This window comes from Rhodanobacter sp. FW106-HT46G03 (genome assembly GCF_058789895.1).
Genome location: NZ_JBYTCC010000001.1, coordinates 2,465,963 through 2,481,306, shown reverse-complemented (window position 1 = coordinate 2,481,306; position 15,344 = coordinate 2,465,963). Strand labels below are relative to the sequence as shown.

At 66.5% G+C, this 15,344-nt stretch carries 13 protein-coding genes; 3 read left to right on the top strand and 10 right to left on the bottom strand.

Annotation, left to right across the window (positions count from 1 at the left end; all coding sequences use genetic code 11):
- Positions 1 to 13 precede the first annotated feature (13 nt).
- The 6 genes from AC3WP6_RS10940 to AC3WP6_RS10915 form a co-directional block, all read right to left on the bottom strand.
- Positions 14 to 2,002, bottom strand: coding sequence for an acetyl/propionyl/methylcrotonyl-CoA carboxylase subunit alpha (locus AC3WP6_RS10940; RefSeq protein WP_492627736.1), 1,989 nt, complete (start codon positions 2,000 to 2,002; stop codon positions 14 to 16).
- 90 nt (positions 2,003 to 2,092) lie between these two features.
- Positions 2,093 to 2,623 (bottom strand): cupin domain-containing protein, encoded by a 531-nt coding sequence (locus AC3WP6_RS10935; RefSeq protein ID WP_492627735.1) that lies wholly within the window; start codon positions 2,621 to 2,623, stop codon positions 2,093 to 2,095.
- Between the two features lie 23 nt (positions 2,624 to 2,646).
- Complete coding sequence (locus tag AC3WP6_RS10930; RefSeq protein ID WP_492627734.1) at positions 2,647 to 3,438, bottom strand: enoyl-CoA hydratase-related protein; 792 nt, start codon at positions 3,436 to 3,438, stop codon at positions 2,647 to 2,649.
- A gap of 20 nt (positions 3,439 to 3,458) precedes the next feature.
- On the bottom strand, positions 3,459 to 5,066 hold the full coding sequence (locus AC3WP6_RS10925; protein WP_492627733.1) for a carboxyl transferase domain-containing protein: 1,608 nt from the start codon (positions 5,064 to 5,066) through the stop codon (positions 3,459 to 3,461).
- A gap of 129 nt (positions 5,067 to 5,195) precedes the next feature.
- Positions 5,196 to 5,483, bottom strand: coding sequence for a hypothetical protein (locus tag AC3WP6_RS10920; RefSeq protein ID WP_492627732.1), 288 nt, complete (start codon positions 5,481 to 5,483; stop codon positions 5,196 to 5,198).
- Positions 5,484 to 5,633: 150 nt separating this feature from the next.
- Positions 5,634 to 6,815, bottom strand: coding sequence for an acetyl-CoA C-acyltransferase (locus AC3WP6_RS10915; RefSeq protein WP_492627731.1), 1,182 nt, complete (start codon positions 6,813 to 6,815; stop codon positions 5,634 to 5,636).
- Positions 6,816 to 7,056: 241 nt separating this feature from the next.
- On the opposite strand from AC3WP6_RS10915, the gene AC3WP6_RS10910 reads away from it, so the two are divergent.
- Positions 7,057 to 9,885, top strand: a complete 2,829-nt coding sequence (locus tag AC3WP6_RS10910; protein ID WP_492627730.1) for a S8 family serine peptidase — start codon at positions 7,057 to 7,059, stop codon at positions 9,883 to 9,885.
- A gap of 198 nt (positions 9,886 to 10,083) precedes the next feature.
- Here the strand turns inward: AC3WP6_RS10910 and AC3WP6_RS10905 are convergent, their stop codons facing one another.
- From AC3WP6_RS10905 to AC3WP6_RS10890, 4 genes are all read right to left on the bottom strand, one after another.
- Positions 10,084 to 11,025 carry an aspartyl/asparaginyl beta-hydroxylase domain-containing protein gene (locus tag AC3WP6_RS10905; RefSeq protein ID WP_492627729.1) on the bottom strand — a complete coding sequence of 314 codons (942 nt, stop codon included), beginning with the start codon at positions 11,023 to 11,025 and terminating at the stop codon, positions 10,084 to 10,086.
- 143 nt (positions 11,026 to 11,168) lie between these two features.
- Positions 11,169 to 12,548 carry a PhoH family protein gene (locus AC3WP6_RS10900; RefSeq protein WP_492627728.1) on the bottom strand — a complete coding sequence of 460 codons (1,380 nt, stop codon included), beginning with the start codon at positions 12,546 to 12,548 and terminating at the stop codon, positions 11,169 to 11,171.
- A gap of 34 nt (positions 12,549 to 12,582) precedes the next feature.
- Entirely contained in the window at positions 12,583 to 13,044 is a 462-nt protein-coding gene (locus AC3WP6_RS10895) for a peroxiredoxin (RefSeq protein ID WP_492627727.1), read from the bottom strand.
- 91 nt (positions 13,045 to 13,135) lie between these two features.
- Positions 13,136 to 13,702: a glycine cleavage system transcriptional repressor gene (locus tag AC3WP6_RS10890; protein WP_492627726.1), complete on the bottom strand. Its 567-nt coding sequence runs from the start codon at positions 13,700 to 13,702 to the stop codon at positions 13,136 to 13,138.
- 116 nt (positions 13,703 to 13,818) lie between these two features.
- On the opposite strand from AC3WP6_RS10890, the gene dapA reads away from it, so the two are divergent.
- A complete protein-coding gene (dapA, locus tag AC3WP6_RS10885) occupies positions 13,819 to 14,712 on the top strand; it encodes a 4-hydroxy-tetrahydrodipicolinate synthase (protein ID WP_492627725.1) in 894 nt (297 codons plus the stop codon).
- A gap of 37 nt (positions 14,713 to 14,749) precedes the next feature.
- Positions 14,750 to 15,313, top strand: coding sequence for a hypothetical protein (locus tag AC3WP6_RS10880; protein WP_492627724.1), 564 nt, complete (start codon positions 14,750 to 14,752; stop codon positions 15,311 to 15,313).
- Positions 15,314 to 15,344: the final 31 nt, after the last annotated feature.

Sequence of the window (15,344 nt, the reverse complement as noted above, 5' to 3'; positions counted from 1 at the left end):
AGCGGGGCGCGGGTTATTCGGCGAAGCGCACCAGCACGGCATCGGCGTCGACGAAATCCCCCTGTGCGGCGGAGATGGTTTCGACCCTGCCGGCGCGCGGCGCTTTCAGCGCCAGTTCCATTTTCATCGCCTCCATCACCAGGAGCTCCTGACCCTGCTCGACCTCGTCGCCGGTTCTGGCCTTGACCAGCACGATGCGCCCGGGCATCGGCGCCAGCACCTGATTGCCGCCGGCGGCGTCTTCCGCCTGCCATGCGTAGGCCGGCACGCGGTCGAGGTGCCAGCGTTGGCCGCCGGCGTCGTGCAGCAGCACGCGGCGGGCGTCGGCACGCAACGCGAAACGCTCGGCCTCGCCGTCGAAACGCGCGCCGAGCGTGCCGTCACCGAGCCGCGCGCCGCGGACTTCGCAGCCGGCTTCACCGAGTTTGAGCGCGTAGTCGCCGGCGTGGCCCCAGGCCTCGATCTCGAAGCGCGCCTCGCCGCGCGCCAGCGCGATCACGCGCTTGCCGTTGCGGCCAATGCGCCACGCATCGCTCGTGGCCCACGGCGAGTGCGGATCGGAGGTGGTCGTGCGCGGGTTCGCTTCGTCGGCCAGCAGCGCCGCGGTGGCGGCGGCGAACAGGGTGCGCGTGTCGGGCTCATGGGCGCCCACGACGAACTCGTCCAGGTGGCGATCCAGATAACCGCTGTCGATGCGCGCCTCGACGATGGCCGGGTGGCGCACCAGGCGTTCGAGGAACGCAATGTTCGACTTCGGGCCTTCGACCTCGCACTCGGCCAGCGCCTGGCGCATGCGAGTGAGCGCGCGCGGGCGATCCTCGTCCCAGACGATCAGCTTGGCGATCATCGGATCGTAGAAGATCGTCACCGTGTCGCCCTGGGTCACGCCGCCGTCGATGCGTACGTAGGCGCCGGTGGCCGGCAAGTGCAGCGTGTGCAGCTTGCCGGAGCCGGGCAGGAAGTTCTTTTCCGGATCTTCGGCGTAGAGGCGCACCTCGATCGCGTGGCCGTGCGAGACGATCTGCTCCTGCGTCAACGGCAGCGGCTCGCCGTTGGCAACGCGCAACTGCCATTCCACGAGATCGACGCCGTGGGTGAGCTCGGTGACCGGGTGCTCGACCTGCAGGCGCGTGTTCATTTCCATGAAATGGAAATCGCCCTGCTGGCCGACGATGAATTCCACCGTGCCGGCGCCGACGTAGTTCACCGCGCGCGCCGCCGCCACCGCTGCTTCGCCCATGGCCTTGCGGCGCTCCGGGGTCAGGAACGGCGAGGGGGTCTCCTCCAGCACCTTCTGGTAGCGCCGCTGCGAGGAACACTCGCGCTCGCCCAGGTGGATCACGTGGCCGTGGCGGTCGCCGAAAATCTGGAACTCGATGTGGCGCGGGTGCTCGACGTAGCGTTCGAGCAGCATCGAGGCATCGCCGAATGCGGCCTTGGCGACGCGCTGCGCCGTGGCGAGCGCCTCGGGAAACTCCGCATCCGAGCGCACGATCTGCATGCCCTTGCCGCCGCCGCCGGCCGAGGGCTTGATGATCAGCGGGTAGCCGACCTCGTGTGCACGTTCGGCGAGATGGGCGTTGTCCTGGTTGTCGCCGTCGTAGCCCGGCACCAGCGGTACCGCATGCTTCGCCATGAGGTGCTTGGCCGCCGCCTTCGAGCCCATCGCCTCGATGCTTTCCGGATCGGGACCGATGAACACGATGCCGGCGGCGACGCAGGCGCGGGCGAACGCAGTGTTTTCCGAGAGAAAACCGTAGCCGGGGTGGATCGCCTGCGCGCCGCTTTTCTTCGCCGCGTCGATGATGGCGTCGATGCGCAGATACGACTCCGCCGGCGGCGAGCCGCCGATCGGCCATGCTTCATCGGCCAGGCGCACGTGCTGGGCGTCGCGATCGGCTTCGGAATACACCGCGATGCTGCGAATGCCGAGCCACCGGCAGGTACGCATCACGCGGCAGGCGATTTCGCCGCGATTGGCGATCAACACGCGTTCGAACATGCAGGGCTCCCGGCATCGCACCGCGCCGCGGTGAAACCGGAAAAGTTAGCAGATTGCGCCTGCTTAGCCGATGCGCAGCGCAGCAAACACCTACTCGCCTTCCCAGTAGTCGCAGGTGTCTACCGTCCGTCCGATGTGGCGGAATCGCGCCGGTGCTTCACCCATGTCCGGTGGGTTGTCGACGAAGGCACCGAACTTGCCTGAGTCGGGGTATTCGCAGATTTCCGTCGGCGCGATGGTGCTGATCGCGAGGTAGCGCATCTCCGTGGCGCCGGTGTTGATGATCTGGTGCGCGGTTTCCGGTCCGCCAGCAGGGCAGGCGATCACGTCGCCGGCACGCAGCGGGTAGCGCGCCGCGCCGTAGCGGAGCTCGCCCGTGCCTTCGAGGACGAAGAACATTTCCTCCTCTGCGCGATGGCTGTGGAACGGGCAGGCGCGTTTGCCTGGTGCCACCACGGTGAGGTTGTAGCCGAGCTGGTGCGCACCGATGCGGCTGGCGACCTCGCCCCAGCGCAGGTCGTAGCGCCCGGCGGTGGCACCTTGCGGCAAGCCGGCGGGAATCGGCGCGTCGGCAGCGGATTGCACCACCACGTCGGCGAGGTTGATGAGCGGCTTGGTCATAGCCTGTGGCCCCATGGTCGTGGTCAGCGGGCAACCCAGGACGGCGCGCGCTTGTCGAGAAACGCCTTGATGCCATGCTGGCCCTCGGGCGACACGCGCAGGCGCGCGATGAGCTGGGCGTTTTCCGTGTCGACGCGTTCGGCCTCGGCCACCGTGTTGCCGGCTACGCGCAAGGCCAGAGCCTTGGCTTCGCGCTGGGCAATGGGGCCGGCCTTGGCCAGAAAATGCAGCTGGCGGTCGAGCGCCTCGTCCAGCGCATTGCCGGCCACCACGCTGTGCAGCAGGCCAATGCGTTGCGCCTCGGCGGCGTCGAACACCTCGCCACTGACGAACAGCCGGCGCGCCTGGCGCAGGCCGATGGCGGCGATGACGTAGGGTGCGATGGTGGCCGGCACCAGACCGAGCTTTACCTCGGACAAGGCGAACTTCGTGCCTTCGACGCCAATCGCGATGTCGCAGCACGCCACCAGCCCCACGCCGCCGCCATAGGCCGCGCCGTTGACGCGCGCGATGGTCGGCTTGGAGAGGAACTGCAGTGTGCGCAGCAGCCTGGCAAGACGCAGCGCGTCCGCCTGGTTTTCCGCCTCGCTCGCGGCCGCCATGCCGCGCATCCAGTTGAGGTCGGCGCCGGCGGAAAAACAGCTCCCGTTGCCGGTCAGGACCACCAAGCGCACGGTGGGATCGGTGTCGGCGGCGACCAGCGCCGCAGTGAGCTCGGCGATCAGCGCATCGTCGAACGCGTTGTGCACCTGCGGGCGGTCCATTGTCAGCGTGCGCACGCCGGCGTGGTTGGTGATGACGATTGCAGCGCTCATGGCATCTCCGAAAGCAAGGATTACATGCGAAACACGCCGTAGCGCGGCGCTTCGATGGGAGCGTTCATCGCGGCCGAGATCGCCAACCCGAGCACGCGTCGGGTGTCGGCCGGGTCGATGATGCCGTCGTCCCACAGCCGGGCACTGGCGTAGTACGGGTTGCCTTGGCGCTCGTACTGCTCGCGGATCGGCGCCTTGAACGCGGCTTCTTCATCCTTCGACCAAGTGCTGCCGCGTGCCTCGATGCCGTCGCGTTTGACCGTGGCCAGCACGCTGGCAGCTTGTTCGCCGCCCATCACGCTGATGCGCGCGTTCGGCCACATCCACAGGAAGCGCGCGCCATAGGCGCGGCCGCACATCGCGTAGTTGCCGGCGCCGAAGCTGCCGCCGATCACCACGGTGAACTTCGGCACGCTGGCACACGCGACTGCAGTGACCATCTTCGCGCCGTCTTTCGCGATCCCGGCCTGCTCGTATTTCTTGCCGACCATGAAGCCGGTGATGTTCTGCAGGAACACCAGCGGCACGTTGCGCTGGTTGCACAGCTCGATGAAGTGCGCGCCCTTGAGCGCGCTCTCCGAAAACAGGATGCCGTTGTTGGCAATGATGCCCACCGGGTAGCCGTGGATGTGCGCAAAGCCGGTGACCAGGGTCTTGCCGTAGCGCGCCTTGAACTCGTGGAATTCCGAGCCGTCGACAATGCGCGCGATCACCTCGTGGATGTCGAACGGACGCCGGGTGTCTTCGGGGATCACGCCGTACAACTCTTCCGCCGGGTATTTCGGCGGCACCGGTTCGGCCAGTGCCAGCGGCATCGGCTTGCCGCGGTTGAGGCTGGCGACGATGTCGCGCGCGATCGACAGCGCGTGCGCGTCGTTCTCCGCGAAGTGGTCGGCCACGCCGGAGATGGACGTGTGCACGTCGGCCCCGCCGAGCGTTTCCGCATCCACCACTTCGCCGGTCGCGGCCTTCACCAGCGGCGGGCCACCGAGGAAAATCGTGCCTTCGTGCTTGACGATGATGGTCTCGTCGCACATCGCCGGCACGTAGGCGCCGCCGGCGGTGCAACTGCCCATCACCACCGCAATCTGCGGGATGCCGAGGCCGCTCATGCGCGCCTGGTTGTAGAAGATGCGGCCGAAGTGTTCTTTGTCGGGAAACACCTCGTCCTGCAGCGGCAGGAACGCGCCACCCGAATCGACCAGATAGATGCACGGCAGGCGGTTCTCCAGGGCGACTTCCTGGGCCCGCAAATGCTTTTTCACCGTGATCGGGAAATACGTGCCGCCTTTCACCGTGGCGTCGTTCGCCACCACCATGACCTCGCCGCCGTGCACGCGACCGATGCCAGCAATCAGACCGGCAGCGGGCGCGGCATCGTCGTACATGCCGTGGGCGGCGAGCGGGGACAATTCGAGGAACGGTGAGCCCGGATCGAGCAAGGCGCGGATGCGCTCGCGCGGCAAGAGCTTGCCGCGGGCAAGGTGTTTGGCGCGCGCCTTCTCGCCGCCGCCTTGCGCGGTGTGTGCCAGCTCGCGGCGCAGCTCCTCCGTCAATGCGCGCAAGTGCGCGCTGCCGGCCTGAAACTCGGAGGAGCGCGGATCGATCCGCGAGACGATGACACTCATGGCAGGCGCCCGTCGCAATGAAACCCGGGATGATAGCCGCTGGTCTCGAACAACGAATGTTGCACCTGCGAACGCCAGACAAAAAAACGGCCGCGAATGCGGCCGTTTTCTCGTAACCACCGAAATGGATTACTTGGCGTCGCCAGCCGGAGCAGCAGCGGTCGAGGCAGCAGCCGGAGCAGCAGCTTCGGGAGCAGCAGCGGCGGTCGAAGCCGGAGCAGCAGCCGGAGCAGCAGCTTCAGGGGCAGCAGCCGGAGCGGCGGCCGTCGAAGCGGCAGCCTGCTGAGCCTGATCAGCGGTCTGCTGAGTCTGGTCAGCTGCCTGCTGGGCGTTCTGCGCGGAATCCTGCGCGCCGTTGCTGCAAGCCGCCAGCAGCGCGACGAGCGCGGAGGCGAGTAGGGTACGCGTAAACTTCATGGTAAATCTCCTATGCCGTGGAATGCCGTGGTATGGCCGCGTATTAATAGCGCTTTCGCACTGTCGGCGCCATATCTTTCGGCGGAAAACTTCAGAATTCGTTGATGGGCGGTTCAACCAGCTTTCAGTGTGACCGGTATTTGCCGGCCGTCAAGCCAGCTCGACCGCGACCGCCGTGGCCTCGCCGCCGCCGATGCACAGGCTCGCCACGCCGCGTTTTGCGCCGCGCAGCTTCATCGCGTTGAGCAGGGTCACCACCAGGCGTGCGCCGCTGCAGCCGATCGGGTGACCCAAGGCGCAGGCGCCACCGTTGACGTTGACCTTGGCGTGCGGAATGTCCAACTCGGTCATCGCCGCCATCGTCACCACCGCGAAGGCTTCGTTGATCTCGAACAGGTCGACGTCGCCGACTTTCCAGCCAGCCTTGGCCAGCACCTTCTGGATCGCACCGACCGGCGCCGTGGTGAACCACTGCGGCTCCTGCGAGTGGGTGGCATGGGCCACGATGCGGGCCAGCGGATGGATGCCGCGTGCCTTGGCATCGTCGGCGGACAGCAGGATTACCGCGGCCGCGCCGTCGGAGATGCTCGACGAGCTGGCGGCGGTGATCGTGCCGTTTTCCTTGCGGAAAGCCGGTTTGAGCGCCGGGATCTTGTCGATGTGCGAACGCCCCGGCTGCTCGTCGGTGTCGACCACGACATCGCCTTTGCGGCCGGCAACGGTCACCGGCACGATCTCGTCGGCGAACGCGCCCGAGGCCTGCGCGGCGGTTGCCCGCTTGACCGACTCGATCGCAAACGCGTCTTGCGCCTCGCGCGTGAAATGGTACTTGTCGGCGCACTGCTCGCCGAACACGCCCATCGCCTTGCCGTCATAGGGGTTGGTCAGCCCGTCCCAGGCCATGTGGTCGACCAGCTTGCCGTCGCCATAGCGCAGGCCGGTGCGCGCCTGCACCATGTGCGGTGCATTGGTCATCGACTCCATGCCGCCGGCGACGACGATGCTGGCCGAGCCGGCCTTGATGAGGTCGTGGCCGAGCATGATCGCCTTCATGCCCGAACCGCACACCTTGTTGATGGTGGTGCTGCCGACACTCGGCGGCAGCCCGGCGCCAAGCGAGGCCTGGCGTGCCGGCGCCTGGCCGAGGTTGGCCGGTAACACGCAACCCATGATGACTTCACTGACGTCGGCCGGTGCAATGCCGGATTGCTCAAGCGCGGCATGGATGGCGGTAGCCCCCAGTTTGGGCGTCGGCACGCCGGTGAACTGGCCGAGGAAAGAGCCGATGGCGGTGCGTTTTGCACCGGCGATGACAACGCTGATATCCGACATGGGAGTCTCCGCTTGACGCTGGGAATTTTCGAGTGGCGCGACGCGCCGATCCACCCGGGATTATCGCAGGGCGCAACCGTGACCGGCAAACCGCACGCCGTGCAACGGACAGTGCCGCCGGCGTTCGATGGCTTGTGGCACACTCCGCGCGACAGTCAGAGGACTGTATCCACTTTCATCGTTGGCGCGCTGTGACGCCCCGATGAATGTCATCCATGTTGAGTGCGATCGGGGACAGATCATGAAACCTCACTGGAACGCCAACGTGCGTCATTTGCCATACGGCCGACTTGCCTGCGCCATCAGTCTGGCGTTGAGCCTGGCCGCATGTGGCGGTGGCGGCGGCGGCATGGTCAAACCGGCACCGACGCCCACGCCCACTCCGACACCGACACCGACACCGACACCCACTCCGCCGCCCCCGCCGCTGGACGCGCAGCTCAGCCTGACCAATACCTATGCCGCGCACCAGCAAGGTTTCAGTGGCAGCGGCGTCACGATCGGCATCGTCGACAGTGGCATCATGCGCAGCAATCCGACCGTGGCTGGGCGGGTGCTCCTGCCCGAGCTGATCTACGTCGACCCGACGCTGAACAACACCAGCATCGACGACGTGGTGGGACATGGTACCTGGGTGGCGGGCATTGCGGCGGGAACCCCATTTGCGAAGTACCCAGGTGGCATTGCGCCGGGCGCGAGCCTGGTTTCGGCACGCATCATCAGCGATACGCCCCCGGTGGATGACGGTTCCGGCAAAGGCAACCCGGTCACCGCCTCCGATGCAAACTTCTTTGCGCAAACGCTCAATCCGGCGCTGGTCAACGCCGGCGTCAAGGTAATGAACAACTCCTGGGGCGGCATTTACTGGGACACCACCAACGCGTCGATCAACCAGGCCTTCGGCCAGGCCTATGTACCGTTCGTGGTCCAGAACGGCGGCATCGTGGTGTTTGCCGCGGGCAATTCATCGCAGGCCAACCCCAGTGACATTGCCAGCCTGCCCACGCTGGCTCCGGGCATGGGCCTGGACCAAGGCTGGCTGGTGGTGACGGCGGCCGACAGCAACAATCCAAGCCAGTTGGACAGTTATTCCAACCAGTGCGGCCGGACGATGAACTACTGCCTCACGGCACCGGGCGACGTCGTCGTGCTGGACAAGGACACGCTGGCGACCACGACCAACCCGACCTACTGGCAGGTCAGCGGCACGTCGTTTGCGGCGCCCATGGTTTCCGGGGCAGCGGCGCTGGTCTGGCAGGCGTATCCCTATTTCACCAATGATCTCGTGCGCCAGACGCTGCTGGGCACCGCAACCGACATGGGCGCACCGGGCGTCGACCCGGTGTTTGGCTACGGCATGTTGAACGTGGGCAAGGCGGTGAATGGCCCGGCCCAGTTCAACTGGGGTGACGTGACAGTCGGCTTCAGCGGATCCTCGAGCTGGAACAATGCGATTTCCGGCGCTGGCGGGCTCATCAAGCAGGGCGCCGGCACGCTCAACCTGACGCAGCCTTCCACGTTCACCGGCGCGACGCAGGTGCAGGGCGGCACGCTGGTGGCCAAGGCCCTGGCGGGGGCGGCGTCGATCAGCAGCGGTGCCACGCTCGCCGGCATGACCGCGGTGGGCGGCAACGTGGCCAACGCGGGCACGTTCGCGATCGGCACCAACAGCGTCACGGTGGGTGGCAGCTACACCCAGAGCGCCGCTGGCACACTGGCGGTTTCATTGGGTTCCACGCTCAACGTGGGCGGTACGGCGGCGCTTGCCGGCAACTTGTTGGTCACTGGCGTCAACGCCGGTTACACGCCAAACGCGAAGACGGTGATCGTCTCGGCGCCGCAGGGCCTGTCCGGCACGTTTGCCAGCGTTGCCACGACAAGCAACGTGCTGATGACCGCGACGCCGGGGTATGACGCGTCGACCGCCTGGCTCAGTGTTTCCACCGTCAGTGCCACCGCCGTGCAGGGGGCGAGCTATACCGCCGCCTCGTACGGCGCCGCGCAACGTGTGGATGCGGCGTTTGGCCAGCTCAATACCCAGTCGGGCGGTGGCGCGATACCGGCCACCGGCTTCAGCAGCGTTGCCGGGCAGTTGCAGCACGCGCCGACGGTAGGTGCCCTGGAAGCCTCGCTGGAAAGTCTCTCCGGCCAGCTGCACGCGGCCAGTGCGGCGATGACGTTCCAGGCGATCGACGCCGGGACGCGGGCGCTGTCGCAACGCTTCGAGCAGTTGCTGGCGGCGCCACAATCGGGCGCGTGGGCGCAGGGTTTCGGCTACCAGGGCGACATGTCGCGCAGCGGCTACAGCGGTGTGAACTACGACCTGTCCGGTTGGCTGGTCGGGCGTGATTTCCGCACCGGCAACGGGGTTGCCGGTTTTGCCTTGAGCCGCAGCCAGGGACTGGGGCGGTTGGAGCAAAGCGTCGACCAGGGCTTCAGCCATGCGGTGGAAGGCATGGTGTATGGCGGCCTCACGCGGGGGGCGTGGTACGCGATGGGCCGGTTTGGCCTGGGTGATTATCAGCAAACCATGCGCCGCCGGTTGCAGTTGGGGGCGGTAGCCGGTGGTGTCGTCAGCGACAGCCGCGGGCGCTACGGCGTGGTGTATGGCGAGAGCGGCTACCGCATGGCGCTGGCCGGCGCCGACGTGACGCCGTACGCGTGCATGGAGTACGCGCAGATTCGCCGCAACGGCTTCGACGAGCTGGGTGCCGGCGGTTTCGGGCTGAAATCCTCCGCGTTGACCACCGCGCGCTGGCAGGCCTGCCTGGGCGTGCGCGCCAGTCGCAGTTGGCTGCTGCCGCGCGGCGGCAACCTCACCCTGTCGGCACGTGCCGATTGGCAACAGTCCTTCGGCCTGCAGGGCGAGGTGTTCGACGCCAGCTTCACCGGCGTGAACCAGTGGGCGCCGCTTGGCGGCGTCGGGCTGTCGCGCTACGGCGGCCACCTTGGTGCTGCGCTCAACTGGGATGTCACCGCGCGCAGCAACCTCGCGCTCGGCTACGACCAGTACGGCGGCCAGCGCCAGCAGGCGCGGATGGCAACGCTCAGCTATCGCTGGTCGTTCTGAACCGTGTAATGGGCGGCGTCGACGGCTTGCCGGCGCCGCCCATTACACTCGCGTCGTTCAGTCCGGTTCCACCTCGATGCCTGTCGTGGTGGCCCGTGTGACGCGGGTCGTCGGGGTGTGCGGCGCCGCTTCGGATCAAATCCGCCGGCATCGGGAAGCCGGCGGTTGTCCGCAACCTGCTATCGCGCCACGCGATCCTCAGCGCGCAAAGAACGGCCAGGGCGCCAGCACGATCAGCCACAGCAGGAAAGCAATGGCGAGGTACTTGAGGCCGCGGAACAGCTTGGGGTGCTTGCGCTTGAACGCGCGGTTGCGCTCGCGGTTGCGTTGGCTCAGGGCGTACATGCGATTCACGAAGCCGGCCTTTTCGGTGGCGGATTCCATGTTGGGCGAGTTGGTGATGCGGCCCATGAACGCGCTGACGCGACGGTTGATCGCCTGCAACCAGCCGAACTTCAGCGGGCGTTCGACGTCGGCAAAAAAGATCACGCGCGGCTGGTCGGTCTTGTTGTCCACCCAGTGCACGTAGGTTTCGTCGAACACGACATCCTTGCCGTCGCCCCAGGCGTGTTCTTCGCCGTCGACGAAGATCGCACAGTCGCGGGAATTCGGGGTGACGAGGCCGAGGTGGTAGCGCAGCGAGCCGGCGAACGGGTCGCGATGCGGGTTGAGCCGGCTGTGCGGCGCGAGCACCGCGAACATTGCCGCCTTCACTCCCGGCACCGACTGCACCAGCGCCACGGTCTTGGGGCACAGCTTGGCCGCGGAAGGCAGCGGCTCGCCATACCAGGTGAGACGAAAGCGCGTCCAGCCCTGGCGGAAGAAACTGGCAAAGCTCGCGTCGTCGTTCTTGCTTGAGGCGCGAATCGCCCCATCGCCGGCGAGCGCCAGCGCCTCGTCGCGAATGGTTTTCCAGTTGGCCTGGAACAGGTCGAGCTGCGGGAAACCGCGGCGGTCCATGATCGGCTGCGACTTGACCGCGGAGAACGCGTACATCACCAGGTTGTACGGCGCGAAAATCGCCGAGTGGTCGACCAGCTGGCGATCGAACCGCAGCCTGAATCGCCCGCGCAAATGTACCAGCAGTACGCACAGGACGAAGAAAGCCAGCAGGATGAGAAGAACGAGTCGGGGCGTCATGATGGGCGCAGAAAGAGCGGGGATACGGGAAGTTTACGCCGTGAAGCCGGGATTCGAGATTGGAGATGCGGGATTCGGCAAGGCTCGCCAGCTGTCGCTTTGCCGAATCCCGAATCCCGTATCCCGAATCTCCCGTTCTGGCGTTACAACGCCTCCGACGCGAAATCGGCCAAGCGTGAACGTTCGCCGCGACGCAGGGTGACGTGGGCGGAGTGGTCCCACTGCTTGAAGCGGTCCACCGCGTAGGTGAGGCCGGAGGTGGTTTCGGTGAAGTAGGGAGTGTCGATCTGCTCGGCGTTGCCGAGGCACACGATCTTGGTGCCGGGGCCGGCGCGCGTGATCAACGTCTTCATCTGTTTGGGCGAAAGGTTCTGCGCCTCGTCGATGATGAGGTAACGCGACAGGAAGGTGCGTCCGCGCATGAAGTTCAGCGAGCGGATCTTGATCCGCGAGGCGAGCAGGTCGTTGGTGGCCTGGCGGCCCCACGAGCCGCCTTCCTCGGGGTTGGCGAGCACTTCGAGGTTGTCGGTGAGCGCGCCCATCCACGGCGTCATTTTCTCTTCCTCGGTGCCGGGCAGGAAGCCGATGTCCTCGCCGACCGAGACTGTCGCGCGGGTCATGATGATCTCGCGGTAGCGCTGCTGGTCCATCACCTGCGCCAGCCCGGCCGCGAGCGCAAGCAGGGTCTTGCCGGTGCCGGCGGTGCCGAGCAGGGTGACGAAATCGACATCTGGATCCATCAGCACGTTGAGCGCGAAGTTCTGCTCGCGGTTGCGCGCGGCGATGCCCCAGACATGGTGGTTGGCGTGGCTGTGGTCGTCGAGCAGCACCATCGTGGCGTGCGTTTCATCCACCTGCAGCACGCGCAGTTCGACGCCGCCGTCGCCGGGCAGGTACAGGCATTCGTTCGGGTACCAATCCTCGTCTTCGTGACGATCGAGCTTGTAATAGGTGTGGCTGCGCTCGTTCCACGACTGCACTTCGGGGTGGCGTTCCCAGAAATCCTCCGGCAGCGCGGCCGAGCCGGTGAACAGCAGCGCGAAATCGTCCAGTGCGCGGTCGTTCTCGTAGTCCTCGGCGTCGATGCCGTAGATCTTGGCCTTGATCCGCAGGTTGATGTCCTTGCTGACCAGCACCACCGGACGCCCGGGGTTCTGGTCGCGCAGCTCGATCACCGCGGCGAGAATGAGATTGTCCGCCTTGCCGTGGTTGGCGCTGGTGCGCTGCTGGAAGTACAGCCGGCCAACGGCGCCGCCGCGCTTGAGCTTGACGCCCTGCGGGTTGGCCAGCTCCAGCCCGTTGGAGATGCCGTGGCCGTTGCCGCGCACGATCAGCTCGTTCAGGAACCGGCTCACCTGCCGGCCGTTGCGCGACACCTCGGAAGCGCCTTTCTTCTTCTCGTCTAGCTCTTCCAGCACCGTCATCGGGATGAAGACGTCGTGCTCCTCAAAGCGGAACAGCGACGTCGGGTCGTGCAGCAGCACGTTGGTATCCAGCACGTAGATGCGCTTGCTGTCGGTCATGCGGCGAAGGCCTCGCGTGGGGTGACGGTGGGGATCAGGCGGCAGGAATGGTGTCGAGCACGGCTTGCGCGTGGCCGGGCACTTTCACGCCGCGCCATTGCGCGGCGAGCTTGCCATGCGGATCGACCAGGAAGGTGCTGCGCACCACGCCCAAATGCACCTTGCCATAGAGCATTTTCTCGTGGATCACGTCGAACGCCGTGCACCAGGTTTCATCGGTGTCGGCGATGAGCGGAAACGGTAGGTTCTGCTTGGCGGTGAAATTCGCGTGCGACTTGGGCGAATCGCGCGAGACGCCGACGACCATGGCGTTGCGCCGGGCAAACTCCGCGTGCAGGTCGCGAAAATCCTGCGCCTCGCGCGTGCAGCCGGGGGTGGAATCCTTGGGGTAGAAATACAGCACCAGCCACTGGCCCTTGGCGGCCGCCAGCTTGAACGTGCTGCCATCGGTGACGGTGCCGCTGAGGGTGGGGATTTTCTCGCCGATTTTCAGCATGGTCTCTCCCGTTGGTGCGCAGGGAGAGCCTAGCGCGTCTGCCGTGTGCGGCAACAGCACTTGTGGTCGGGATGCATCCCGGCCCACAAGGTCAGAACTTGACCGGATCCATGATCGCGTCGAGGTTCATGCCGTCGCACAGTTCGAGGAAATCGTCGCGCAACGCGGCAATGTGCAGGTTGGCCGGGATGCCGATGGTGAACTGCGCCTGGAACATCGGCGCACCGGTCTGCATGGCTGCGTAGCGGGTGGAGTTCAGCTGCTCGACGCTGATCTCCTGCTGGCTGAAGAACTCGACGATGCTGGCGACGATGCCGGGGCGGTCGGCGGAGACGATTTCCACCAGATAGGGCAGCAGGTGCGAGTTGGGCTCGCGCGGCTGGGTGCGGTAGTGGGTAAGGCGCACGTCCTCGTCGCGGGCAAACTTGCTCAACGCGGTTTCCAGCTTGGCCAGCGCATCCCAGGCGCCGCTGGCCAGCAGCATCACCGAAACGTCGTTGCCGATCGTGGCGACGCGCGACTCCGCCAGCCCGCAGCCGGCGTCGGCGATGCGTCGCGTGAGCGCGGTCAACGGCGAACGGTCGGTCGCGGTCAGTGCGTGGATCAACAACTGGTTGTCGCCGCTGACGCGAGCGTTGCCGGAGTGCGTGGGTTTCAAGATGGCGACCTGTATGGTGCCCGAGCGGCGTCGGAACAGCGTCGGCCAGCTTACTTGCCGCTCCTGCGAAGCCGCAAGTAACATGCAAGACTCGATTCTCAAGCGGTATCGCAGCCTTGGACATTCGCGGAAGCCTCTGCGCGTTGGCAACTCCCTTCGCCGCCGATGGTTCGCTCGACCTGCCGGCCTATGGCCGCCTCATCGATTACCAGCTCGAAGGCGGCACGCAGGGGCTGATAGTGGCCGGCTCCACCGGCGAAGCGCACATGCTGGAGGCGACCGAACTCGATCGCCTCGTGGCGTTTGCGGTGAAACGCATCGCCGGCCGCGTGCCGGTGGTGGTCGGTGCCGGCAATGCGGGCACGGCGAAAACCGTCGCTGCCGTGCGTCACGTCGCCAGCCTCGGTGCCGACGCTGCGCTGGTGGTGGTGCCGTACTACGTGCGCCCCACGCAGGAAGGCATGCGCCGGCACTTTCTCGAAGTGGCCGAGCATGGCGGGCTGCCGCTCATGGCCTACAACGTGCCCAGCCGCACCGCCTCCGACATGCTGCCGGAAACCGTTGCGCAGCTGGCCGACCATCCGATGATCCTTGCCATCAAGGAGGCGCGCGGCGACGACGAGCGCATCCATGCGTTGGCGAAGCTGGTGCGCCCCGGTTTTGCCTTCCTTTCCGGCGACGACTACAGCGCCGCGCGTGCCATGCTGGCCGGTGCGGCGGGAACGGTATCAGTGGTCGCCAACCTCGTGCCGCGTGCGTTTCGCGCGCTGTGCGATGCGGCGACGGCGCACGACGCCGCGGCGACGACGCGTTGCGGCGACGCACTGGCGCCGCTGCTGGCGGCCCTGACCTGTGCGCCGAACCCGATCGCGGTCAAGGCGGGCCTGCCCGAACTTGGCCTTGGCGCGGCAACCCCGCGCTTGCCGTTGGTTGAACTGGCCGAGGGCGTCGAACGCGCGCGGATCCGCGATGCGTTGGCGCCGCTGGCATCACGTCGTCGCGCGGCGTGACCGAAACCCACCACGTCTTATCCACGGAATTGCCTGCATGAAGAAAACATCGCTCCTCGTGACCCTGCCGACGCTCGCGCTCGCCGGGTTGCTCCTGTCCGGTTGCGGCATGTTCCGCTCCACCAAGGCGTGGGAGACCGCCAAGCAGGAAACGCCGCTGGAGATCCCGCCGGGCATGGACACTCCGCCCGCCAACGACGCGCTGGTGATTCCTCCGCCGGGGGCGGGGCAGGCGAACACGCCGCAGTCCGCGCAGGTTGCCGACGGCTTTGTGGTGTCCAGCACGGTCGACGCCACTTACCAGAAGATCGGGCAGGCGATTGAAAGCGGTGGCATTGGTCAGCTTGCCAGTCACGACGACAGTGCCCACAGCTACACGGTGAACGTGGTCGGTGGCGCGGCGCCGGCGGCGAAGAAAGGCTTCTTCGGCCGCTTGTTCGGCAGCAGCAAGCAGAAGTCCGCCGACCTTGGTGGTGCGACGCACCCGGTTGTCATCACCGTGGCGCCCAGCGGCGACTCGGGCAGCGAAGTGCATGCGCAGGGCAACGCCGGTGCCGTGGCCAAGGTGGTCGATGCACTCAAGGGGCGCCTGGGCGGCTGATCGCCACGCAGCGCGCAGATAAAAACGCCGC